This is a genomic window from Tenacibaculum sp. MAR_2009_124 (genome assembly GCF_900105455.1).
Lineage (GTDB): Bacteria > Bacteroidota > Bacteroidia > Flavobacteriales > Flavobacteriaceae > Polaribacter.
The window spans coordinates 464,442-488,484 of sequence record NZ_FNSF01000005.1; the positions used below are offsets into that span (position 1 = coordinate 464,442).

A 24,043-nucleotide genomic window follows, 5' to 3' on the forward strand; every position below is an offset into this window, starting at 1 on the left:
ACTCATTAAATTTCTTAGTTTTTACATAAATCGTTGAGATAATTGTTCATTCTAATTTGAAACAACGTTCCTCTTAATAAATCTTCGATCTGAGAAAGTTCAGACGCTGTTACTGCCATACTCACCTTATCAGAAGGTGTTTGTAACAAAAGCGATCTACATGCGCCAGAGGCCTCACAAGAAGCACATGACCTTTGAACTTTAGCATCACAAATTTTATCTATAAATAATTCAATTTCTTCAGTGGTTAAATGAAAACCCGTATCTCTAAATATAATTTGAGTTAGGTTAGATCGGACTTCCTTCCATCGAAAAGAAATACCGATATCATTATTGTATATTTTATAAATACCGTCCATAATCAATTTAATAGTCGGACAAATATAATTTATTTAGACCAATTCTAAATAAATTATTTCAAATCTTTTACTATTAATTGTATTGAGGTTACCCCATTCCAAGTATTTTCATCTAAACAATAAGCAATATCAAAACCATTCTCTATTAAGTTTATCTTCTTTCCTAAACTAAAGCCTATCGCCCCGTAAGTTCTTCTATCAGCTCCGTAAATAACATTAAGCTTCAAGTGACTCTTATCACTTCCCACTTGCTTTCCGTATCCATTATCTCTAACACTTGAGCTATAAAACACTGGTTTCATATTCTGAGGGCCAAAAGGAGCCATTTGCTGTAAAATTCTGTAAAACTTAGGGCTTATCGAACATAAATCTAATTCAGCATCAATACCTATTTCTGGAACTAATAAATCCTTTGAAATAGATGCGGCAACAACCTCCTCAAATTTTCTTTTGAAATTATCGTATTGTTCTGGTAAAATAGTTAATCCTGCCGCGTATTTGTGTCCTCCAAATTGAACCAAAAACTCAGAACAAGCTTCTATAGCATTGTACACATCAAACCCTTTCACTGATCTTGCCGATGCAGCCAGTTTATCACCGCTTTTCGTAAATACAATCGTTGGCCTATAAAATGTTTCGATTAACCTTGAAGCTACAATTCCGATAACACCTTTATGCCAATTTTCATCATATACAACGGTCGTGAATTTTTCTTCTTCGTTGTTATCCTCTATCTGAACTAATGCCTCTTGTGTAATTGCTGCATCAAGTTCTTTTCGATCCGAATTAAACTTTTCAATATTGGAGGCTTCTTCTTTTGCTGTTTCAAAATCTAGTTCAGTTAATAAACTCACCGCAAAATTCCCATGTTTTATTCTTCCAGCTGCATTAATACGAGGTGCTATAACGAACACAACATCGGTTACAGTTAGCTCACTTTTCTCTAGTTGATGAATAATTGCTTTTATTCCATTTCTTGGTGCGGTATTAATAACCTGAAGTCCGAAATAAGCCAATACTCTATTTTCACCAGTAATAGGAACAATATCAGCAGCCACAGCCGTAGCTACTAAATCTAAATAAGGAATTAAGTTATCAATTACTCCGTCATTTCGATATTCTAATGCTTCTATTAATTTAAAGCCAACTCCACAGCCACATAATTCTTTATAAGGATACTCGCAATCAACCTGTTTCGGGTTTAAAATTGCCACAGCCTCAGGAACTTTTTCTCCAGGTTTATGATGATCACAAATAATAAAATCAACATTTCTCTCTTTGGCATACTCAACTTTATCAATAGCCTTAATTCCGCAATCAAGTGCAATGATTAATTGAAACCCATTATCAACAGCAAAATCGACACCTTGAAAAGAAACTCCGTACCCTTCTTTATATCGATCAGGGATGTATGTAGCCACCTTTGAGTATCTTTCCATAAGATACGAATACATTAGTGAAACTGCGGTAGTTCCGTCGACATCGTAATCGCCGTACACTAATATTTTCTCTTCGTCTTCTATTGCTTTTTCAATTCTCTGCACCGCCAAATTCATGTCCTTCATTAAAAAAGGATCATGTAAATCATCGAGTGAAGGGCGAAAAAAACTCTTCGCTTCATCGAATGTTTTAATACCTCTTTGTACTAATAACTTCGATAACACTCTATCTATTCCAAGTTCTTCAGCTAATTTTTCAACCTCTTTTTCATTAGGTTCTGGTTTAAATGTCCATCGCATGCAATTTATTTTTTATGAAAATGTATATCAATCTTAACGTCAGCAAATTTTTTAAACATTTCCATCACTCCACAATATTTTTCTACAGACAAATTTACCGCTTTTTCAATTTTATCTTCCTTTAACTCACTTCCTGTAAAATGGTAGTCTACCCAAACTGTATGATAATACTTAGGGTGTTCTTCTGTTAATTCTCCTTTTACAATCATTTTAAAATCGTCAACTTCCGCTCTCATTTTCTTTAAAAGTGCTACAATATCTAAACCAGAACATCCTGCTAAAGACGAAAGCATCATTGCTTTCGGTGCTAAGCCAGAGGCATCTCCTCCATTTTCTTCAGTGGTATCAATAACAACACTGTGTCCCAAAGGGTTATCCGTCTCAAACGCCATTTTCTCTTTCCAAGTAGTAGTAACCGTATGCTGTGCCATAATATTTTATTTTTGCTGTTTACGTAATTTTATATGATATTTACCGACTTTGCTTTGTGTTTACAAAGTTTTACAAAACAAACTTACAGTAAAAAAATATCAATAAAAATTAAAAAGTATAGACTATGCCGTTAGTAAACCCTTTACCAGCAAATCATGATCTGGAAACAAAAGAACTAGCTGATTTTTTTAATGAAACATTAGGTTTTTGTCCGAATTCAGTATTAACAATGCAACATAGACCCTTAATTTCAAAAGCTTTTATCAATTTGAACAAAGCTGTAATGAAAAATGAAGGAAAAGTTACTTCAGCTTTAAAAAGAATGATTGCTTGGGTTTCAAGTAATGCCACAGGTTGTAGGTATTGCCAAGCACATGCTATTAGAGCCGCTGAGCGATATGGGGCAGAACAAGAACAATTAGATAATATTTGGGAGTACAAAACTCATCCAGCATTTAGTGATGCTGAAAGAGCTGCTTTGGATTTTTCTTTGGCAGCCAGCCAGGTTCCAAATATGGTTGATGAAAAAATAAATGATGAGCTTCACAAATATTGGACGGAAGGAGAGATTGTGGAAATGCTTGGAGTAATATCTTTATTTGGTTATTTAAATCGTTGGAATGACTCTATGGGTACTAGTATTGAGGATGATGCAGTTAAAAGTGGAGAAAAATACCTAGAAAAAAACGGTTGGAATAAAGGTAAGCATTTATAATTTTTTTATATCTTAGAGCAAAACAAAAGTCTTCTCTCTGCATAGAGAAGACTTTCTTTTAACCTTAAATAGATGTCCCCCCACAGTTCACCTAAACTAAGTCTTAGAACAAATTAAAAAAGATTTAGACAATAGGTGGTTGCGAATAATGCAAAATCGATAAAACTATTTTTGCATTTTTTAAGTTGGACAACACTATTTAAGAGACATTATGGGTATAGAAAAAGATAAACTCTTTAACGTTATTAAGCAAAAGTTGCCTAAAAACGTGCTTTTTACAGAGGAAATCGCGGATGTATTGGATGTGAGTTATGATGCTTCTTACAGAAGGATTAAAGGAAGGACTTCGTTAACTTTTAAGGAAGCCGTTAAATTAGCAAGGCACTACAAAATATCATTAAACGAATTGTATGAATTGCCTTCGGACAATTCTTTGTTAATTAATAAGAATAAGTTTCAAGATAATATCGATGGTCTTATTCACTTTTACAAAGAACTTTCTTATTACACTAAAACATTTCATTCAACAGATAGAACTCAAGTAGTTTATTCTGCCAAAGACATCCCTTTTTACCATGTAAAAACAACTAATCTTTATTGGAAGTTTAGAATTTATGTACATTTAAATTTTTCACAAAATAATTCAGTTAATAACAAGGTTTCGTTTTACAACTTTAACCCGAAATTTGCTGCCATTGAGGAAGCTAATAATTTTAGGGAAACATTTAAGTTAACAGACATTGTTGATATTTGGAGTGATACTACTATTGATAGTTCGCTTTACCAAATATTTTACTTTTTCCGCACAAAAACATTAAGGAAAGAGGAAGCTTTATTATTGTGTGATGAAATTAATTCAATTATTAAAGAAATTGAATACAATGTTACCAATGAAAATTCGGACAACTTACCAAGTAAGAAAAAATTTAGATATACACTTTACTACAGTAAATTATTGAATTTAAATCATACGATTTTCTTTAAAAATGAAGTAAAAAAAGGTGTTTTGATGCCTTATGGCTCCTTTTCTCACATAAAAATTGAAGATTCCAATATATGTGATGAAATGGATGTGTATTTGCAAAAGCAATTACAATTAGCGAAAAAAATATCTGTTGATACTGAAATCGACAGGAAAGTCTTTTTTACAACAATGTATGAAAAGATTGATCAATTAAGAAATGAGATTAATTCGAAAATTCTTATTTCATTCTTATAAAAAAAAGCCTTGAGGAATTCCTCAAGGCTTTTAACTAATTATTTTTTTAATAAATCTCTTATCTCCACAAGAAGTTCTTCTTGACTTGGGCCTTTTGGCGCTTCTGGAGCAGGTTCTTCTTTTTTCTTCATTTTATTGATTCCTTTTACAACCATAAACATTACAAAAGCAACAATAATGAAGTCAATGACATAGGTGAAAAACTCTCCATAGAGCATTGCTACTTCGCCAACTACTTCTCCGGCGTCATTTGCTTGACCTTCCTTTAAAATTAGTTTTAGGTCTTTAAAATTGGCATTAAATAACAACCCGATTAAAGGAGAAATAATTCCTCCAGTAAAAGATGTTACAACTTGTTTAAAAGCAGCTCCCATAACGAAACCAACTGCAATATCAACCAAGTTACCTTTCATCGCAAAGTCTTTAAACTCTTTGAGCATTCCCATATTTTATGATTTTACTGTTAAATTTATTTAAATGTATAAAAAAATTAGTGTTTCACCAACCTTTTAATTCTTTGAGACATAGCTGTTAAAACTTCATAAGGTATCGTTTCGCATTTATTAGAAATAAATTCAATATGCTGTTGATGATTAAACAGTATTACTTCATCACCTTCACTACAATCTATCTTCGTAACATCTACCATAATCATATCCATACAAACATTTCCAATAATCGGCGCGACCTGATTATTGATGATTACAAATCCATTCTTATTTCCGAGTTTTCTTGAAATACCATCTGCATGTCCAATAGGAATTGTTGCACTTCGTGTAGGTTGGCTTGCCACGAAAGCCCTATTATATCCAACAGTTTCTCCTGGTTGGATAATATGTATTTGTGAGATTATAGATTTTAAGCTATGGGTATTTTTCAACTTTGCGGTTTCTTCTGGAGTATTTCCAAATCCATACAAACCAATACCAAGGCGAACCATATCAAATTGTGCCTTCGAATAATTTACAATACCTGAAGTATTCAATATATGAATCATTGGCTCATATCCTAAATGCGTATAAATCTCCTTTACAATATAGGCGAAGTTGTTAATTTGACCAACGGTAAACTCTTGTTCATTTAAATCTTCACTTGCCGCCAAATGAGAGAAAACAGATTGAACTTTCACATTATTCGACTGCTTTAACTCGGCCAAAATTGTTGGAATATCAGAATGCCAAAAGCCTAATCTATTAAGACCTGTATTAAACTTAATATGAACTGGATAATTCATTAAAGGTTGTTCATCCGCAAGTTTTAAAAATGCATCAAATATTTTAAAGTTGTATAAGTTCGGCTCTAAATAATATTTTACTATTAATTCTAAATTCTGAATTTGCGGATGTAAAACTAAAATAGGTGTTTTAATTCCTGCTTCACGCAATGCAACCCCTTCATGCGAATAAGCCACAGCAAAATAATCAACTTGGTCTTGCACTATTTTCGCAATTTCAACGGCTTCACTTCCATATCCAAAAGCTTTTACAACAGCCAACATTTTTGTTGATGGGTTGAGTTTTTGTTTGAAATAATTTAGATTGTGCAAAACTGCGTTTGCATCTATTTCCAACACGGTAACATGATTATTCATCTGCGTTATCTTTTTCTATTTTAGAATTTTGCATTGCCTTATAATACGCGGCTCTACTAAGCGGCTCATATTCTTGAGTTTCTCCTAGCATAACAAGATCGTCATTCGCTGCTTTCCTGTAACTGTAGTGAGCCAAATTTCCTGTTCGAGTACATACGGCATGAACTTTTGTAACATATTCAGCCGTTGCCATTAAAGCTGGAATAGGTCCAAAGGGATTTCCTTTAAAATCCATATCTAAACCCGCTACAATTACACGAATTCCTCTATTTGCCAAATCGTTACATACAGCAACAATCTCATCATCAAAAAATTGTGCTTCATCAATCCCTACAACATCGACATTATTGGCTAAAAGTCGAATATTTGAAGATGCAGGTACAGGCGTTGATCGAATTCTATTTTCATTATGAGATACCACTTCCTCATCATCGTATCGCGTATCTACCTCTGGTTTGAAGATTTCAACTCTTTGTTTTGCTAATTGTGCTCTTCTTAAGCGTCTAATAAGTTCTTCTGTTTTTCCAGAAAACATTGAGCCACAAATTACTTCTATCCACCCAAATTGTTCTGTATAATTTACTGTATTTTCAAGAAACATTTTGTAATTTTAAGCTCTGTTATTAACATTTGTTTTTACTTTCGAATAGAGAACAAATTTATTAAAATTTAAGAGCAAAACTTAAAAACATAAAACAACTTATGCACAAAAAATTAGCCTCCGATTTAACAAGTTTAGCACACAGTATTTTAAAAATGAAAAATAAAGAAGATGTGCTAGAGCTAAAGAAAAAAGCATACGAAGTTTATGAAAAACTTTCAGTTTTAGCTTATGTAGATGAGTATATAAACACAACTCCAAACGCAGAAGTTACCAAAGAGGAATTAATAAACAAGGTAATTGAAGCTGAAGAAAGAAGAGATCTCATAGAAAAGGAAAATGAACAGGTTCCTCAAGAGAAAATTGAAAACTCTCCTATAAATGATGTTATCCCTGAAAAGAGCATTGTTCGAAAACCAATAATTTCTGAAACTCCAACTGAAGACATTACAGTAAATTCTTCCGAAGAAAAGAGCAAAGAAGAAGAACCAGACGAGGAAATTGTTGTAAAACATATTTTAGAAGAAGAACCCGAACAGCTTCAACAAGAACCGGAAACCTCTGAAAAAAACAATGAATCTGTAGAACACGTTGAAAAAATAACCGAACAACCTTTTGACGAGTTGGAGGAGTTATTATTCAGTAAGAAAAGTGATACTTCTAAAAATGATGTTAAGGATATAGGTGAACGTAAAACTCCAACCTTAGAGGAAGAATTAAATGACACACTTCCTGTTGATGTAATGGCAAATCTTTTTGAAAAGGCAGAACCAAAAAAATCATTAAACGATCATTTACAAAATACGATTCAAATTGGTCTTAACGACAGAATTGCCTTTGTAAAACATCTATTCGAAGGAAATCAAACAGATTTTAATAGAGTTATTTCCCAACTAAATACTTGCAAAACCGAAAAAGAGGCGAAAAAATTCATTAATAAATTGATTAAACCAGACTACGATTGGTCAGAAAAAGAAGAATACGAAACAAGACTTCTTGAGATAATTGAGAGACGTTTTGCTTAAAAACCAACTAGGTTCTTTTTATTTCTCTTAACTTTAAGAAAGTTAATTTCTTTAAGTTTCTTTTACAACTCATGAAAAGTTTCATATAATATATATATAGTACCTTTGATTTTTAAAGTAATTTTTGAACATGTTTACAGATATAGCGAATAAGATTTTTCAAGGAGTAATTAATGACTACCATATTAAAGATGATGTATATCAAGAATTCGTCAATAAATACAGTGAAAAAGAAGATTTACTAAGTCATTTACTTTATAGAAAGTGTTGGATTGATACTGTTCAATGGCATTATGAAGATATTATTAGAGATCCGAATATAGATCCTATTGCTGCCTTAGATTTAAAACGAAAGATTGATGCTTCGAATCAAGACAGAACGGATATGGTTGAATATATAGATGCTTATTTTTTAGAACAATATAAAAACGTTTCCGCTAAAAGTAACGCTACCATAAATACAGAAAGTCCAGCGTGGGGTGTTGACAGACTTTCCATTTTAGCCTTGAAAGTATATCATATGAATGAAGAGGCGAATCGCTCAAATGCATCAGAAGAACATAAAAATAATTGTCAGAAGAAACTTGATATTTTGCTTGAGCAACGTACAGATTTATCTTCGGCAATAGACACTCTTTTGACAGATATAGAAAAAGGGAATAAATACATGAAGGTTTATAAGCAAATGAAAATGTATAATGATGATGAGCTAAACCCTGTCCTTAGATCTCAAAAGTAATTTCATTTGCAATCTACAACAAAACATATTTTGGTTATACGCCTCTCAGCCATGGGAGATGTTGCCATGACGGTACCTGTACTCAGGGCTTTATTAAATCAGTACCCAAATGTTAAAATTACTGTTGTTACCCGATCATTTTTCACTCCTTTTTTTGATGATTTAGAGAGAGTTTCTATTTTTTGTCCGGACTTAAACGGCAAACATGAAGGCTTTTTAGGTTTGTTTCGACTTCATAAGGAATTATTAAGTTTGAATATAGATTTTGTTGCGGACCTACATAATGTTTTGAGGTCGAAAGCACTCATTGCTCTTTTCAAAATCAGAGGCTATAAGTCGTATCAATTAAATAAGGGTAGAAAAGAAAAAAAGGAATTAACTTCCCTAAATCAAAACAAAAAATTAAGGCCACTTAAGTCAACACACGAACGCTATGTTGATGTATTTCGAAAACTGGGATATACAATTGATTTATCGCAACGATATAAGCCTTCTAAAAAGAAACTTCCTGTTTTAATAGAACACCTTAAAAACCAACAACTAATAGGTATTGCTCCATTTGCAGCTTACGACAGCAAAAGCCTTCCAAAACAGCAATTAAATGAGCTCATTATGGAGCTTAGCACTCTTGAGAACACCAGTATTTTACTTTTTGGCGGTGGTGATAAACAAAAACAGGTTTTCGAATCTATTGAAAGTAAATACAACAATGTATATTCTCTAATTCAGAAAGGGAGTTTTAAGGAAGAACTTGATATTATATCAAACTTAGATGTAATGATCTCTATGGATTCAGGAAATGGTCATATGGCAGCTATGTATGACGTTCCAGTAATTACTATTTGGGGAGTAACACATCCATTTTTAGGTTTCGTTCCATTTAATCAAAAAATGGAAAACCAAATTCTACCAGATTTAGAAAAGTTCCCATTAATCCCAACATCTGTCTATGGAAAAGATTTTCCTGATGGCTACCTAAAATGTTTTAATACCATTAGTATTACTAACGTCGTATCTCAAGTTAAAAAGTACCTTTAAACTTCATTAAAAACGATACGTTACTCCAATGGTTGTATAGCGATCCATTGTTCTTAGTGAGAAACTTACTTTACTCTCTTTATTATACTTTTTAGTAAACAAATAAGAAAAACCCGTTCCTATAAGTGCACCTGCTAAAACATCCCATTTATCATGTTTATCGGATGTAATTCTAGAATAACCAACATAGGCGGCTAATACATATGCTGGAACACCGACCTTCCATCCATATCTTTTCTGGAAAAAAGCAGCACTAGCAAAAGATATAGCTGTATGACCAGAAGGAAAGCTATTCAAACTTTCACCACTTGGTCGTTCTTTATCTATCAGTAATTTTAAAGCATATACACTTGCTGAAGTTGCCAAAAAACTCTTGGTAAATTGAAGTGTTCCATTACTTTCATCATCCCAAATAAATGTTGAACCCAAGGCCAACGTCGGTAGGACCGCTACCAAAACATCTCCTGAAGTTTTATGGAATTTTTGACTACTGGTGAGTGGGTGCTGAGCCCAAGAGCAGAAAAATGTAAATAAAAAAACAATGAAAAAATTACCTCTAACCATGTAACCAATATAAAATTAAAGTTAACGTACAAAATACTCATGACACCAAATACAGCATCAATATACAACTTTTTAAAAATCAATATATTGTATAGGAAAACGAGTTTATAAAAATGGATTGCATAAAAAAAGCTCAGTTTATTAAAACTGAGCTTTTGAATATAAGGTATTGGTTTTTTATTTAAGCTTTTTCTTAACTGCAACTTCAGTATAAGCTTCAATAGTATCACCTTCTTTAATATCATTGTATCCTTTAATTTGAATACCACAATCGTATCCTTTAGTAACTTCTTTCACATCGTCTTTAAAACGTTTTAAGGAAGTTAATAAACCGTCATGAACAACAATTCCTTCTCTAACAATACGAACTTTCGCATCTCTCGTTATCTTACCATTCATTACCATACATCCTGCAATGTTACCAACCTTAGAGATCTTATAAACTTCTCTGATTTCAACATTACCAAGAACTTCTTCTCTCATTTCAGGAGAAAGCATTCCTTCCATTGCATCTTTCAGATCATTAATTGCATCGTAAATGATCGAGTATGTTCTGATATCAACTTCTTCCTTATCAGCAACCACTCTGGCATTTCCTTGAGGACGTACATTAAATCCTACAATAATAGCATCAGAAGCCGTAGCTAATAATACATCAGATTCCGTAATAGCTCCAACTCCTTTGTGAAGTATGTTTACCTGAATTTCTTCTGTAGATAATTTCTGGAATGAATCAGTTAAAGCCTCAACAGATCCATCAACATCACCTTTTAGGATAATATTTAACTCTTTAAAGTCTCCTAAAGCAATACGACGTCCAATTTCATCTAACGTTAATGTTTTCTGAGTTCTTACCGATTGCTCACGTTGTAATTGAGAACGTTTTACTGCAATTTGCTTCGCTTCTCTTTCATCATCAAATACATTAAACTTATCTCCTGCCTGTGGCGCACCATCAAGACCAAGAATAGATACTGGTGTTGAAGGTCCAGCTTCATTTACTTTATTACCTCTTTCATCAAACATAGCTCTTACCTTACCACTATGCTTTCCAGCTAATAAATAATCTCCTATTTTAAGCGTTCCTGCTTGAACTAGGATTGTAGAAACATATCCTCTACCTTTATCTAATTGAGCCTCTACTACCGTTCCTACAGCATTCTTATCAGGATTAGCTTTCAGTTCTAGAATTTCAGCTTCTAATAATACTTTTTCAAGTAATTCATCAACTCCTTGACCAGTTTTAGCCGATATTTCTTGTGATTGAATATTACCTCCCCAATCTTCAACAAGTAAATTCATTGCTGATAACTGAGTTTTAATATTGTCAGGATTAGCATTTGGCTTATCAATTTTGTTAATCGCAAATATAATAGGCACGTTTGCCGCTTGAGCATGTGATATTGCTTCTTTTGTTTGAGGCATCACATCATCATCTGCTGCAATTACAATAATTACTAAATCCGTTACTTGAGCACCACGTGCACGCATCGCTGTAAACGCCTCGTGACCTGGTGTATCTAAAAACGCTATTTTCTGACCATTATCTAACGCTACTCCATATGCACCGATATGCTGTGTAATTCCACCACTTTCTCCAGCAATTACATTCGCTTTACGAACGTAATCTAGTAATGATGTTTTACCATGATCAACGTGACCCATTACTGTAATAATTGGTGCTCTATTTAATAAGTCTTCTGGTTTATCAACTATTTCTTCAATAGATTCTTCAACCTCCGCTCCAACGAATTCAACTTTATAGTTAAACTCCTCAGCAACTATTTTAAGTGTTTCAGCATCTAAACGCTGATTCATTGTTACCATCATTCCTAACATCATACATGCAGAAATAATATCGGTAACTGGTTTATCCATCATTGTAGCAACCTCACTTACGGTAACAAACTCTGTTACTTTAAGTACTTTGCTTTCTTCTTGTTGTGCCTTTAATTCAGCCTCTGCCTGTTGACGATGCTGATCTCTTTTATCTCTACGATACTTGGCTCCTTTACCTTTACTAGATTTCCCTTGAAGCTTTTCAAGAGTTTCTCTAACTTGTTTTTGGATTTCAGCTTCTGTAAGCTCTTCCTTTTTAACAATAGGTCTTCTTCCTCTTTGGTTTCCACCTGCACGGTTTCCACCAGGACGGTTCCCTCCAGGGCGATTTCCTCCAGGACGATTTCCTCCAGGGCGGTTATTCGTATTCCCTCCAGTACGGTTATTATTATTCCCTCCTTGACGATTATTGTTGTTTCCTTGAGAATTGTTGTTATTACCTTGCTTATTATTGCCTCCAGGTTTGTTTACAATTCTTTTACGTTTCCTCTTATCGCCATCTTTCTTATTATCCTTATTGTCTGGCTTTTTCTTCTTAGGTCTTTCAAATTGTTTTAAATCAATTTTTTGTCCCGTGATTCTAGGCCCATCCAATTTTTTATACTGAGTTTTTAATTTCTCAGCATTTTCAGGAGTTACTTCCGCTTGCTTTTCAACAACTTTAGGTTTATCAACCTTTTTAGCTCTTGATAACTGACTCTGCTCAACCGCCTTGTCTATTTTAGAAGACGACGCTGGCTTTGAATGCTCAACCTTAGGAGCACTTTCCTCTACTTTTTTTATAGTATCTTCTTTTTTCACTATTGGAGCAGGTTCTTCCTTTTTTACAGGAGGAGTAACTTCTTCTTTTGGTTCCGTTACTTCTACTTTAGGTGCTTCTGCTTGTTTGGTTACTTTTTCTTCAACTACTGGTACTGGTTCTTCTTTCTTTTCAACAACAGGCTCTTCCTTAACTTCTGGTTCTTCGACCACTTCCTTGCCTGTTTCAATGTTAATTTTACCAACAGTTTTAAGTTCTAATTTAGTTGCTTTGGCTTTTAAAACTTCTTGCTTTTTAGCTTCTTCGTCTAAACGTTTCTTCTCTTGCTCTGCTTCTAGTTGTTGGCGAATTGCCTCTTTTTCTTTTCTCTTCTCTTCGCTCACCTCCTTAGAAGCTACTTTTTTAGATTTATCTGTTTGGAATCCATCAAGTAATATTTGATATTCCTTATCAGAAATCTTTGTAGTAGGGCGAGTCTCAACCTCATAGCCATTTTTAGCCAGATGCTCCACAGCTCTATCTAAAGAAATGTTTAATTCTCTTAAAACCTTGTTTAGTCTTAATTTTTTGCCTTCAGCCATAAATTATTATTATACTTTATTCCTAAAAAACACACTTTACAATAAACATTATAGTTATGTTTTTTTTCATTTATCGCTAGTTTTTAACGGCTCTAGCCTTCCGTAACTATTTATTCTTCAAATTCTTCTCTAAGAACTCTCTGAACTTCTAAAATTGTTTCTTCTTCAAGATCGGTTCTTTGAACTAACATTGAAACATCTTTTTCTAAGACGCTCTTCGCTGTATCTAATCCAATTTTTTTGAATTCTTCAATTACCCAAGCTTCAATTTCATCAGAGAATTCTGTCAGTTCAACATCTTCTTCTTCAAGTCCTTCCCTTTGAACATCTATTTCATATCCAGTTAATTCACTTGCCAATCTAATATTAACCCCAGAACGTCCAATTGCTTTTGACACTTCTTCTGGTTTCAACAATACATTAACACGTCCTTTCTTTCCATTTTTTTCCTCCTCAAATTTATCGATGGTAACCGATAAAACTTTAGCAGGGCTTAATGCTCTTGATATAAATAATTGTTCGTTTTTCGTATAATTAATTACATCAATATTCTCATTTCCTAATTCACGAACGATACCATGAATACGTGATCCTTTTACTCCAACACATGCTCCTACAGGATCAATTCTATCATCATAAGAATCAACGGCTATTTTCGCTTTATCTCCAGGAATTCTTGCAACTCCTTCAATGGTAATTAAACCATCAAATACTTCAGGTATTTCTTGTTCAAACAGTTTTACCAAGAATTTTGGTGCTGTTCTGGATAAAATTATTGCTGGTTTATTCCCTCTTAATTCAACTGATTTAATAACTCCACGAACGGTATCTCCCTTTCTAAAGAAATCAGATCGAATTTGCTCGCTTTTCGGCAAAACAATCTCATTCCCTTCATCATCCAGTAAAATTACAGCATTATGACGAATATGATGTACTTCTGCGCTATAAATATCACCTTCTAGATCTTTAAATTGCTTAAATACATTTGTACTATCGTGCTCATGTATCTTAGAAATTAAATTTTGACGCAGCGCTAATATAGCTCTTCTTCCTAAGTCTACTAATTTTACTTCCTCAGAAACATCTTCTCCTATTTCAAAATCAGGCTCTATTTTTCTAGCCTCAGATAATTCGATTTCTTCGTTGTCATCTTCCGACATTTCATCTGCTACTACAACCCTGTTCCTCCAAATCTCCAAATCTCCTTTGTCAGGGTTAATAATAATATCAAAATTTTCATCTGATCCAAATCTACGTTTCAAAGCGGCTCTAAACACTTCCTCTAAAATAGACATAAGTGTTACTCTATCAATACTCTTGATATCTTTAAACTCCGAAAACGAATCGATTAGCGCAATATTTTCCATCTCATTATCTTAATTAAATATAATCTTCACTTTTGCTTCTTTTATATCTCCATAAGGTAAAACTGCTGTTTTTTCAACAGTATGTTTTCCTTTCCCTATAGGTTTAGGCTCTCTTGCTTTCCATTGTAAGGTAATATCCTCGTCAGTTACTTCAACTAAAACCCCTTCATACTCTTGGGTTTTTGTTTTCACTTTAAGCGTTCTCCCCTTATTCTTCTTATACTGACGTTTTTGAATTAAAGGATGGGCGATATCTGGTGTGGTAACTTCTAATGCAAAATCTTCCTTTTCTCGATCTAAATTATGTTCAATATTTCTACTTATTCGAACACACTCGTTCAAAGGTACACCTTCATCTCCGTCAACAATAACTTTTACCCTATTATTTTCAAGAAACTGTAAATCTATCAAAAACAGCGAATTGTTCTGTTCTAGGGCTTCCTGTAATAATTCTTTTACTCTTTCTTGATCCATTTTAGATATAAAAAGAGGGGACGTTTGTCCCCTTCATTTATTAATTCTTTAAATTCCTTGCAAATATACTAACTAAATACTTAACAAGCAAATAGTTTTTTCTTTAAATATTTTGTAATTTTAAGGTGTTACTCTCTTCACTAACCCCACATACATATGAAAAAAATATTGATTCCAATAGATTTTTCAAAGCACTCCGAGTACGCTTGTGTTCTTGCTTCGAAAATTGCAAAAAAAGCCAACAGCGAAATCCATCTGGTCCATATGGTAGAACTACCATCGGGTATTGTTGACATGGGCGCTGGAAGCAACTTTAGCATACCGGAAAGCATGCTTTACCTAAGAAAAGTTAAGGACAAACTCGCCGACATCAAAACTAAATATTTTGATAGCTTCGAAGACATCCAACACTCTATTCGCTTTCAAAATCCCTACGAAGGAATTCGAGACTATTCGAAAAAAATCTCACCCGACCTCATCGTCATGGGTTCGAAAGGGCAAACTGCCCTTAAAGAAATGATTATTGGATCAAACACGGAAAAAACAATTGCCAGCCTAAACATTCCAGTATTAATCACAAAAAAGAATGATGCTAAGTTTAAGTTTAAAAAAATGGTATTTGCCTCTACTTTTGAAAAAGATGAAGCAAAAGCTTTTGAAGGCTTTTTAGAGTTTACTCGTTATTTTAAAAGCAAACTTTATTTACTTAAGGTAAATACACCAAAGCACTTTGAAGATTCTAACGATTCAAAAGAGAAAGTAGAAAAATTCATTAAAAAGTATGATGTCGAAAAATACTCAATCCATGTTTACAACAGTAAATCTGTTCCTAGAGGTATTTTAAACTTCTCAAAAGACAAGGAAGTTGATTTAATTTCGATAGCAACTCATGGTAGAACTGGCCTTTCCAGATATTTAAATGGAAGCATTTCCATGAGTCTTTCCAAAAATGTTGTAAAACCAGTATTGACTTTTAAGGTATAAAAACCTGCAATCAGAATTCAATAAAAAAACCTTCAGAATTTCTGAAGGTTTTTTAGTACGGGCGGAGAGACTCGAACTCTCACACCTTGCGGCACTAGATCCTAAGTCTAGCGTGTCTACCAATTCCACCACGCCCGCTCTTTTTGAATTGTGCGTGCAAATATACATAAACTATTCAAATATCAAACACAAATTATTGGTATTTACAACCTCAATTCTATAGCTCCCTGTAAATCAGAAATTTTCCCATAAAAAAAAGCTCTCGAACGAGAGCTTACAACTAAATTCTATTTTAAAACCCTTCTAAAATTTTAAATAGATTGCTAATGCTCAGCAAACATATACACTTTCCTTAGAGTCTCTGTTAACATAATATTATCTGTTTCTTAAAAAATCCCTCAACAAATGGCGCAATTTTCATATTCTTAATGCAACTCTATTTTAACGAAAACTAAAACACCTATTTAGTAACTAGTTCACAAACACTTTCAAAAGACTCAGAAGATTTCGGCTACAGAATTCAAAAAAAATCTGTTAACTTAGCGTACTTAATTATTTTACAATGCAAACTATTCAAGACTATATAACCAACCATAAACAGCGCTTTTTAAATGAGCTTATTGAGCTTCTTAAAATACCATCGGTAAGTGCTGATCCTGCTTTTAACCAAGATGTACTTAATACTGCTGACAGTGTCAAAAACAGCTTAGAAAAAGCTGGTTGCGACAAAGTTGAAATTTGTGAAACCCCAGGATACCCAATTGTTTATGGTGAAAAAATTATAGATCCAAACCTTCCTACTGTATTGGTTTATGGTCATTATGACGTTCAACCTGCGGACCCTATTGATTTATGGGACTCTCCTCCTTTTGAACCCGTTATAAAGAAAACAGAGACTCATCCTGATGGGGCCATTTTTGCAAGAGGGGCATGTGACGACAAAGGTCAAATGTACATGCATGTAAAAGCTTTGGAATACATGACAAAAACAGGAAACCTTCCTTGTAATGTAAAGTTTATGATTGAAGGTGAAGAAGAAGTTGGGTCGGAAAGTTTAGCTTGGTTCGTTCCAAGAAACAAGGAAAAATTAGCCAATGATGTTATCTTAATTTCTGATACAGGAATGATTGCTAACAATATTCCTTCTATTACAACTGGTTTAAGAGGCTTAAGTTATGTTGAAGTTGAAGTAACTGGACCAAATAGAGACTTACATTCTGGATTGTACGGAGGTGCTGTAGCGAACCCTATTAACGTATTGACTAAAATGATTGCTTCATTACATGATGAAAACAAACATATTACCATTCCTGGCTTTTATGATAAGGTTGAAGAATTGTCAAGAGAAGAACGAGATGAAATGGCAAAAGCTCCATTCTCACTTGAAGATTATAAAAACGCTTTAGCTATTGATGCAGTATATGGTGAAGAAGGCTTCTCGACCAACGAACGAAATTCTATTCGTCCTACGCTAGATGTTAACGGAATTTGGGGTGGTTATACTGGTGAAGGAGCAAAAACTGTTATTGCAAGCAAGGCTTATGCTAAAATTTCAATGCGTTTAGTTCCTAACCAAGAGTGGCGAGAGATTACTGAGTTATTTAAAAATCATTTTGAAAGTATCGCCCCTGAAGGTGTTTCGGTAAAAGTAACACCACATCACGGAGGTCAAGGATATGTAACTCCAATTGACAATATAGCCTACCAAGCAGCTAGTAAAGCTTATGAAGCAACCTTTGGTGTAACTCCTATTCCGCAACGTAGCGGAGGTAGCATCCCTATTGTTGCTTTGTTTGAAGAAGAACTAAAGAGCAAAACTATTTTGATGGGATTCGGCTTAAACTCTGATGCCATTCACTCTCCAAACGAACATTTCGGAGTTTGGAATTATTTGAAAGGTATTGAAACAATTCCTTACTTCTATAAATATTTTACGGAATTAAGTAAATAATAATACTAAAAAAAATCCCATTTTTAAAAAGTAAAAATGGGATTTTTTATAAAGAGTTTTGTCTTATTTTTTAATTCTCTCATAGTTTCTTTCAGCTCTTTCATATTCTCTTTTAGCACGCTCTAATCTTCGTTTTGCACTTTCTTTTCTCGCTTTCTCTGATTCACGTACACTTTCACCATTAATCACATACTTAAGTTCTTTTCCAATAGCTACAATCCTTTCTTGAAAACCTGTTGAAGTCATTTCTTTATCTACATAAATTCTCACAACACCTTCACTTACCCTACACTTAAAGGCTTCTTCATTATTTTTCAAAACACTCCAAAAAGAAGTCCCATTGCTATTTGTAAACTTCATTTCTTTGAATTTATTCTGAAGAAAATTTCTCACGTCAGCGGTAACTTCATTATTAAAGGAAGCTCTAAATTTATAGATAGTATTGGTGCTTTTTACCGAAATAGAACTAGAACTGTTACGTTTATTTCTTTTTGTTGAAGTGTTATAGGAATAACTCCTTCCTTCAGTGGCACTATGTACTTCTGTTGGAGGTTGGGGTGGCTCTGGTGTTTCTTGAGCTTTCATAAATATTGATGTCAAAAAAAGTACTAAACACATTAAAGTTTTCATAATTATTAATTTTAAAGTTATACGTTATTTTTAAATACTAGGGATCCCATTCCTGTAAAAAACATTACAGAAACCCTTTATTTTTTTTATGTTTTAAATGATTATTTTTTTGTAGAATCTAACTTAAATTCAAGCCCAACCCCTCTTACACTTTCAATTTTAATTGAAGAATCTTCTTTAAAATACTTTCGTAACCGACTAATAAACACATCCATACTTCTACCAGTAAAAAAATCATCGGTTCCCCAAACAGCTTGTAATATTTTATCTCTTTTCAACAATTGATTTTTATGTTGAACCAAAAATTGAACAAGTTGTGCCTCTTTTTCAGTCAACCGTTGAACAGTTTCTTTATAAGTGAGTTCGAGTTTTTCCTTGTTAAACTGATACTTTCCGATAGCAAAATCATTTTCCGAGAAATGAGCAAGCCCCTTCTTCTGAGTTCTTTTGATAATATTTTGTAAACGCAGAATAAGTTCCTCCGCCTCAAAAGGCTTTATAATGTAATCGTCTGCCCCTAATTTCAATCCCTTTATTTTATCCTCCTTTTGACTTCGAGCAGTTAAAAACACAAAGGGCATTTCAGGATTCAGTTCAATAACCTTCTCTGCTAACGAGAATCCATCTAACTTGGGCATCATTACATCAAAAACACAAATATCAAATTCGTTTTTATGAAATACCTCCATGGCCTCTTCTCCATCTTTCGCCCAAGTAACCTTAAACTCGTATAAGCTTAAATATTGTTGTAAAATATTGCCAAAATCAATATCATCTTCAGCTAACAAAACTCGTTTCATGCCATAGGAATTTTAATTGTTATCGTTGTTCCTTTAGAAGGTTGACTTTCCAAAGTAACAACTCCTTTATGAGCTTTAACTATTTGATTTACATAATACAATCCCAAACCTAAACCTTTTACATTATGCACGGTATTGTTATCTATTCGATAAAACTTATCAAATACTCTTTTCTGTTGATCTTTAGCTATTCCTACTCCATTGTCTACCATGATAATACTAAAATATCTCTCCGATTTTTCCGTAGAAACCGCAATAGTATCCGCTCCATATTTTACAGCATTATCCAACACATTCAGCACAACCGTATTAAATTGAAACTTATCTATCATTAATACAATATTCTCTTTGGAAAGATGACTCGAGAGAGTAATACCTGCATGTTGCAAATGATAATCGTTAATTAAGTTTTCTAACCAAATTTTAACATACACTTCCTCTTTTTCCAGTTGAATATCTTCAAAACCTAGCGAGTTATGTACCACTTGATCTATTACCTTTTGTAATCGATTTCTTTGTCTGTCAATAGTTGCTATAGTAGATTGCACAATAGCTTCGTTTTTCTGAACGTTTTTATCTTGTAATGTTTTCGTAGCAATGCTTAATGTAGCTAAAGGAGTTTTAAGTTCATGAGTAATATTGTTTACAAAATCGGTTTTTATATCTGCGTTTTTTTTCTGCTTTATAAAGGAATAAAAAGCCAACACGAATAATACAACAATCGTTACTATTGAACCAATACTTGCCAACAACACCCAAAACATTCGACTTAAAACTACTAATTTCCAATTCTTAACATCTATATAACTCTTTGTTGTTATTACAAAACCCAGCTTTTCATCTTTAATAGAAAGATTACTATTTTCTTCTTTAGAAGAACTCATTGTAGACCATTCTCCTTTATTTATATGATATCTGGTATCTTCATTTAGTGAATCTCCAAAAAGCAATACGGGCTCATTCTTTGCGCTCACCAAAGTATCTTTTCCCAATTCATTAATAAGTATAGCATTTGTAATATTCTTCTGATATGATACTGGAAATGTGAGCTCTTTCTTTTGTATTATATTCTTAAAGTAGCTTTTGAAGCTATCGTTTAAACTATCCCTTTTCTTGTAAAACAGCGTAAATAATTTTTCATTAGAAGTAAAACTACCTTCGTATTCTGAAACGACTTGCTTTAAAATTGCTGCGTAAGCCTCATCCCATTGGTCCGTTTTTTCCAGAAACTTTAGCTCCTGCTTCATTTCTTTAAAAAAGACATCACGTTGTAACTTAAATGTATTCTCAATTAAAGAATATTGAATAACAGATAAGGTTACTAATGCTATAATCGATACGATTATTAATATGTTTATTCTTGTTTTCACATTTCAAAAGTAATAGAAACTTCAGATAATCAATCATAAAAAGAGACCGTTAACCTAGCGTTAACCGTTAACCTATTTAAACGAGTTCATTAACATACAAGATTATAAAAAGCGTTTTCTGAATATTTTAACACTTCTACACTTGTAGAACTAAAAATTATCTCTACATTTGTAGAGTAAATTCTAAACATGTAGAGATGCAACTATCAAAAACAGAAGAACAAGTAATGCAATACTTATGGAAACTTGAAAAAGCTTTTATGAAAGATATACTCGCTGAGTTTCCAGAACCTAAACCGGCTAACACAACAGTTGCAACACTACTTAAACGAATGAAGGATAAAGGATTTATCGACTACAAACTATATGGAAAATCAAGAGAGTATTTCCCTCTAGTAAAAAAATCGGATTATTTCTCAAAACATGTCAAAGGATTAATTAAAAACTTCTTTAATAACTCCGCAAGTCAATTTGCTTCGTTCTTTACCTCTGAAACAGATTTATCCGTTACAGAACTTGAGAATTTAAAAGAGCTTATCGATAACCAAATAAATGAGCAAAAAAAATGATTTTATATATTTTAAAAACGATCACTTGCTTATCACTGCTATTAGTGTTCTACCATTTCTTTCTTGAAAAGGAAAAAATGCATCGATTTAATCGTTTCTACTTATTGGGAAGTATTATTACTTCATTTTTAATTCCTTTATTCATAATAGAAACAACTGTGGCCATCCCCATTGAATCTGAATATATAGACAACACATTCATTACCGCTACTTCAGAAAAGCAATCAATAAATTATCTAAACTACTTCCTATATATTTGGTTTATAGTATCAGGAATACTTTTGATTAGATTCTTCAAAAATCTTTGGAATCTCATAAAAATCATAAAAAACAATCAAAAAATACAATACAAAAAAGCCACTTTGATATTGGTAGACGATTCTATTAGTCCCTACACTTTTTGGAACTATATTTTTATCAACAAAAAGGAATTTGAAAATAAAGAAATAGAAAAAGAATTATTTACTCATGAACTAACGCATGTTACTCAAAGGCACACCTTTGATATTATTATCCTTGAGCTGCTTTTAATTAGTTTTTGGTTTAATCCAATGTTTTATTTACTTAAAAAATACATTCGCCTAAACCATGAGTTTTTAGCTGACAATAACGTAATTATATTACACAACAATATTTCCGAGTACCAACACTTATTATTAAACAAAGCTGCTTGGAACAACAATTATTACTTGGCCAGTAATTTCAATTATTCATTAACAAAAAAACGATTAGTTATGATGACAACTAACAGTTCAAAAACGAAAATTCTGCTAAAAAAATTAGCAGTAGTGCCTTTAATTGCTGGATTTACTTTTGTATTTGCAGAAAGAGTTGAAGCTCAGCAAAAGCAACGCACTCTTAAAGAAGTTAAATCAAAAGATGATAAAGTAAAAGATGTTCATGTTTATAATGACAAGGTCACTTACACTTACGAAAGTGGTAAAACGATTGTAAAAAAACGATCTCATTTAACAGAGGCTGAAAAGCAACAACTTCCGCCTCCACCTCCAACATCAAAAATAAAAGGAAAAATCCCTCCTCCACCTAAAAAGTTAAAGGAAAAGAGTAAAATTCCACCACCACCGCCACACGAAACTGATCACCATAAAAAAAGTAACGAAATTGCACTTACCAGAGTTACTGCGGAAGGAATGAAGTATCACAATCGATTCGGGTCGAGAGTTACCAAAGATGGAAGAGTCATGAAGCCAGAAGAGCTGAGAAAAGAAAAAATGATTTTAAAGGAAAAAGCACGCAAGAGCAAAAGAGTTTTAAGTGAGGTAAAACAACATAAAAGAGAACTTTCTAAACGTCCGTCAAAGGCAATCGCAGAGGAAAAACAAATAAAGACAAACCTTATACCTCCTGTCACTTTTGTGCACCTTCAAAATAAAATACTCACTCCCAGTAAAAAGTTAAAAGAAACTAGACTATGGTTGCCGAAAAACCAATCTGGCACGACAAACTAATAGGTGGTCTAGTGATCCAGAATCGCTGATGTAAAAGTACAAAAGATCAATTTTATGTTAAAAACAGTTGAAAAACACTGTTTTCTGTAACATTTTCAATAAAGAATCGTTTTAATATATATGTTAAAACGGTTTTTTCTTATTTGCTCTGGAGCTGACCTGCCCCTTCTAGATGAATGTTCCAATGGAGAGCAAAACAAATATGTTGGCATTGGGGCAACCATTTTCTTTACTGCCTTTATGGCTGCCATTGCTGGTAGTTATGCTTTATATACTGTTTTCGAAAACATCTATACATCCATTATTTTTGGTATTATTTGGGGTTATTAATCTTTAACCTTGATCGTTATATCGTTTCAACAATGCGCAAAAAGGACAACTTTAAAACAGAGTTTTTACAGGCGCTTCCCCGAATTATCTTGGCTATCATCATTGCTGTTGTTATCTCAAAACCATTGGAGTTAAAAATTTTTGAAAAAGAAATCAATCAAGTTCTTCTGGTAGAAAAAAACAAAATGACACTCGATAACAAATTGCAAATTGCTCAACAATTCGACCCAGAAATAGCTAAATACAATACTGATATAGCACAACTAAAAAACGAAATAACAGCGAAAGAAAATGAAGTAAATACTTTGTATGACACCTATATTGCAGAAGCTGAAGGAAGAAAAGGGACGAAACTTATAGGAAAAGGACCTGTATATAAAGAGAAAAGAGAAAAACACGATCAAGCACTCAAAGACCTCTCTGCTCTCAAAGAAATTAACAAGACTAAAATAAGGGAAAAGGAATCGAAAATAACACAATTAAAAGAACAACAAGAGTCTTCAGAACAAAGTGCTCAACCAATCATATCGAACGTTGACGGCTTAATGGCCAGAGTAAGTGCCTTGAACAAACTACCTTGGTTACCCTCATTTTTTATTTTCTTATTATTTCTAGCAATTGAAACAGCTCCCATCCTTTCAAAACTAATAAGTTCTAAAAGCGAATACGATTACAAGTTTGAACATCAAGAATCTGGTGTAATTACATGGATAAAACAGCAGAGTTTTCAAAAAAACAAACATTTAGAAACTGATAAAGAAATTACTAATAAAGTATATGAAGATCTTAAAAACGAAGAAGAAATCTACAATCATAAGCAAAAATTAGCAAGACAATTACTCAAATCACAAGCCGATTCCTTTTTGCAAAAACAACAAAAACTTTTATAATTTCTTT

At 33.1% G+C, this 24,043-nt stretch carries 22 protein-coding genes, 1 tRNA gene and 1 pseudogene; 10 read left to right on the plus strand and 14 right to left on the minus strand.

Annotated elements, in window-relative coordinates:
- Window positions 1–14: 14 nt before the first annotated feature.
- The 3 genes from BLW23_RS12710 to BLW23_RS12720 are packed head-to-tail and all read right to left on the minus strand — an operon-like array spanning window position 15 to window position 2,529.
- A complete protein-coding gene (locus BLW23_RS12710; RefSeq protein ID WP_093670413.1) occupies window positions 15–359 on the minus strand; it encodes a hypothetical protein in 345 nt (114 codons plus the stop codon).
- Between the two features lie 53 nt (window positions 360–412).
- Window positions 413–2,098, minus strand: coding sequence for a single-stranded-DNA-specific exonuclease RecJ (recJ, locus tag BLW23_RS12715; protein WP_093670415.1), 1,686 nt, complete (start codon window positions 2,096–2,098; stop codon window positions 413–415).
- 5 nt (window positions 2,099–2,103) lie between these two features.
- On the minus strand, window positions 2,104–2,529 hold the full coding sequence (locus BLW23_RS12720; protein WP_093670417.1) for an OsmC family protein: 426 nt from the start codon (window positions 2,527–2,529) through the stop codon (window positions 2,104–2,106).
- A 125-nt stretch (window positions 2,530–2,654) separates the two neighbouring features.
- On the opposite strand from BLW23_RS12720, the gene BLW23_RS12725 reads away from it, so the two are divergent.
- Both BLW23_RS12725 and BLW23_RS12730 read left to right on the plus strand, forming a co-directional pair.
- A complete protein-coding gene (locus tag BLW23_RS12725; protein WP_093670419.1) occupies window positions 2,655–3,245 on the plus strand; it encodes a carboxymuconolactone decarboxylase family protein in 591 nt (196 codons plus the stop codon).
- Window positions 3,246–3,456: 211 nt separating this feature from the next.
- Window positions 3,457–4,464 (plus strand): helix-turn-helix domain-containing protein, encoded by a 1,008-nt coding sequence (locus BLW23_RS12730; RefSeq protein WP_093670421.1) that lies wholly within the window; start codon window positions 3,457–3,459, stop codon window positions 4,462–4,464.
- A 38-nt stretch (window positions 4,465–4,502) separates the two neighbouring features.
- On the opposite strand, the gene mscL is transcribed toward BLW23_RS12730, so the two are convergent.
- The 3 genes from mscL to BLW23_RS12745 are packed head-to-tail and all read right to left on the minus strand — an operon-like array spanning window position 4,503 to window position 6,656.
- Complete coding sequence (gene mscL, locus BLW23_RS12735) at window positions 4,503–4,910, minus strand: large-conductance mechanosensitive channel protein MscL (RefSeq protein WP_218134052.1); 408 nt, start codon at window positions 4,908–4,910, stop codon at window positions 4,503–4,505.
- 44 nt (window positions 4,911–4,954) lie between these two features.
- Window positions 4,955–6,055: an alanine racemase gene (alr, locus tag BLW23_RS12740; protein ID WP_093670423.1), complete on the minus strand. Its 1,101-nt coding sequence runs from the start codon at window positions 6,053–6,055 to the stop codon at window positions 4,955–4,957.
- Entirely contained in the window at window positions 6,048–6,656 is a 609-nt protein-coding gene (locus BLW23_RS12745; RefSeq protein WP_093670425.1) for a thymidine kinase, read from the minus strand. The genes alr and BLW23_RS12745 overlap by 8 nt, the downstream gene beginning before the upstream one ends.
- A 155-nt stretch (window positions 6,657–6,811) precedes the next feature.
- Here BLW23_RS12745 and BLW23_RS12750 point away from each other — a divergent pair, with 155 nt between their 5' ends.
- The 3 genes from BLW23_RS12750 (at window position 6,812) to BLW23_RS12760 (ending at window position 9,458) form a co-directional block, all read left to right on the plus strand.
- Window positions 6,812–7,681: a hypothetical protein gene (locus tag BLW23_RS12750; protein ID WP_255362788.1), complete on the plus strand. Its 870-nt coding sequence runs from the start codon at window positions 6,812–6,814 to the stop codon at window positions 7,679–7,681.
- Window positions 7,682–7,811: 130 nt separating this feature from the next.
- Complete coding sequence (locus BLW23_RS12755; protein WP_093670429.1) at window positions 7,812–8,420, plus strand: DUF4254 domain-containing protein; 609 nt, start codon at window positions 7,812–7,814, stop codon at window positions 8,418–8,420.
- 6 nt (window positions 8,421–8,426) lie between these two features.
- Complete coding sequence (locus BLW23_RS12760; RefSeq protein ID WP_255362789.1) at window positions 8,427–9,458, plus strand: glycosyltransferase family 9 protein; 1,032 nt, start codon at window positions 8,427–8,429, stop codon at window positions 9,456–9,458.
- Window positions 9,459–9,464: 6 nt separating this feature from the next.
- On the opposite strand, the gene BLW23_RS12765 is transcribed toward BLW23_RS12760, so the two are convergent.
- The 4 genes from BLW23_RS12765 to rimP all read right to left on the minus strand — a co-directional run bounded on the left by BLW23_RS12765 (window position 9,465) and on the right by rimP (window position 15,043).
- Entirely contained in the window at window positions 9,465–10,022 is a 558-nt protein-coding gene (locus tag BLW23_RS12765) for a phosphatase PAP2 family protein (RefSeq protein WP_093670433.1), read from the minus strand.
- 177 nt (window positions 10,023–10,199) lie between these two features.
- The gene (gene infB / locus BLW23_RS12770) at window positions 10,200–13,202 is read right to left on the minus strand and encodes a translation initiation factor IF-2 (protein WP_093670435.1); all 3,003 of its coding nucleotides are present in this window, start codon (window positions 13,200–13,202) and stop codon (window positions 10,200–10,202) included.
- Between the two features lie 110 nt (window positions 13,203–13,312).
- Window positions 13,313–14,569, minus strand: coding sequence for a transcription termination factor NusA (gene nusA, locus BLW23_RS12775; RefSeq protein ID WP_093670437.1), 1,257 nt, complete (start codon window positions 14,567–14,569; stop codon window positions 13,313–13,315).
- A 9-nt stretch (window positions 14,570–14,578) separates the two neighbouring features.
- Window positions 14,579–15,043 carry a ribosome assembly cofactor RimP gene (rimP, locus tag BLW23_RS12780; protein ID WP_093670439.1) on the minus strand — a complete coding sequence of 155 codons (465 nt, stop codon included), beginning with the start codon at window positions 15,041–15,043 and terminating at the stop codon, window positions 14,579–14,581.
- A gap of 156 nt (window positions 15,044–15,199) precedes the next feature.
- Between rimP and BLW23_RS12785 the strand changes: the two genes are divergently transcribed.
- Window positions 15,200–16,027, plus strand: coding sequence for a universal stress protein (locus BLW23_RS12785; RefSeq protein ID WP_093670441.1), 828 nt, complete (start codon window positions 15,200–15,202; stop codon window positions 16,025–16,027).
- Window positions 16,028–16,083: 56 nt separating this feature from the next.
- Here BLW23_RS12785 and BLW23_RS12790 read toward each other — a convergent pair.
- Window positions 16,084–16,165: transfer RNA gene (locus tag BLW23_RS12790), tRNA-Leu, on the minus strand.
- A 424-nt stretch (window positions 16,166–16,589) separates the two neighbouring features.
- Between BLW23_RS12790 and BLW23_RS12795 the strand changes: the two genes are divergently transcribed.
- Window positions 16,590–17,978 carry a dipeptidase gene (locus BLW23_RS12795; RefSeq protein ID WP_093670443.1) on the plus strand — a complete coding sequence of 463 codons (1,389 nt, stop codon included), beginning with the start codon at window positions 16,590–16,592 and terminating at the stop codon, window positions 17,976–17,978.
- Window positions 17,979–18,041: 63 nt separating this feature from the next.
- On the opposite strand, the gene BLW23_RS12800 is transcribed toward BLW23_RS12795, so the two are convergent.
- From BLW23_RS12800 to BLW23_RS12810, 3 genes are all read right to left on the minus strand, one after another.
- The gene (locus tag BLW23_RS12800) at window positions 18,042–18,608 is read right to left on the minus strand and encodes a hypothetical protein (RefSeq protein WP_176829820.1); all 567 of its coding nucleotides are present in this window, start codon (window positions 18,606–18,608) and stop codon (window positions 18,042–18,044) included.
- A gap of 101 nt (window positions 18,609–18,709) precedes the next feature.
- A complete protein-coding gene (locus tag BLW23_RS12805) occupies window positions 18,710–19,408 on the minus strand; it encodes a response regulator transcription factor (RefSeq protein ID WP_093670447.1) in 699 nt (232 codons plus the stop codon).
- A complete protein-coding gene (locus BLW23_RS12810) occupies window positions 19,405–20,778 on the minus strand; it encodes a sensor histidine kinase (RefSeq protein ID WP_093670449.1) in 1,374 nt (457 codons plus the stop codon). Before BLW23_RS12810 ends, BLW23_RS12805 begins: the two co-directional genes overlap by 4 nt.
- A 197-nt stretch (window positions 20,779–20,975) precedes the next feature.
- On the opposite strand from BLW23_RS12810, the gene BLW23_RS12815 reads away from it, so the two are divergent.
- From BLW23_RS12815 to BLW23_RS12825, 3 genes and pseudogenes are all read left to right on the plus strand, one after another.
- Window positions 20,976–21,347 carry a BlaI/MecI/CopY family transcriptional regulator gene (locus tag BLW23_RS12815; protein ID WP_093670451.1) on the plus strand — a complete coding sequence of 124 codons (372 nt, stop codon included), beginning with the start codon at window positions 20,976–20,978 and terminating at the stop codon, window positions 21,345–21,347.
- Window positions 21,344–22,816, plus strand: a complete 1,473-nt coding sequence (locus BLW23_RS12820) for a M56 family metallopeptidase (RefSeq protein WP_093670453.1) — start codon at window positions 21,344–21,346, stop codon at window positions 22,814–22,816. Before BLW23_RS12815 ends, BLW23_RS12820 begins: the two co-directional genes overlap by 4 nt.
- 120 nt (window positions 22,817–22,936) lie before the next feature.
- Window positions 22,937–24,036: pseudogene (locus BLW23_RS12825) on the plus strand (DUF4407 domain-containing protein).
- The last annotated feature ends 7 nt before the right edge of the window (window positions 24,037–24,043 follow it).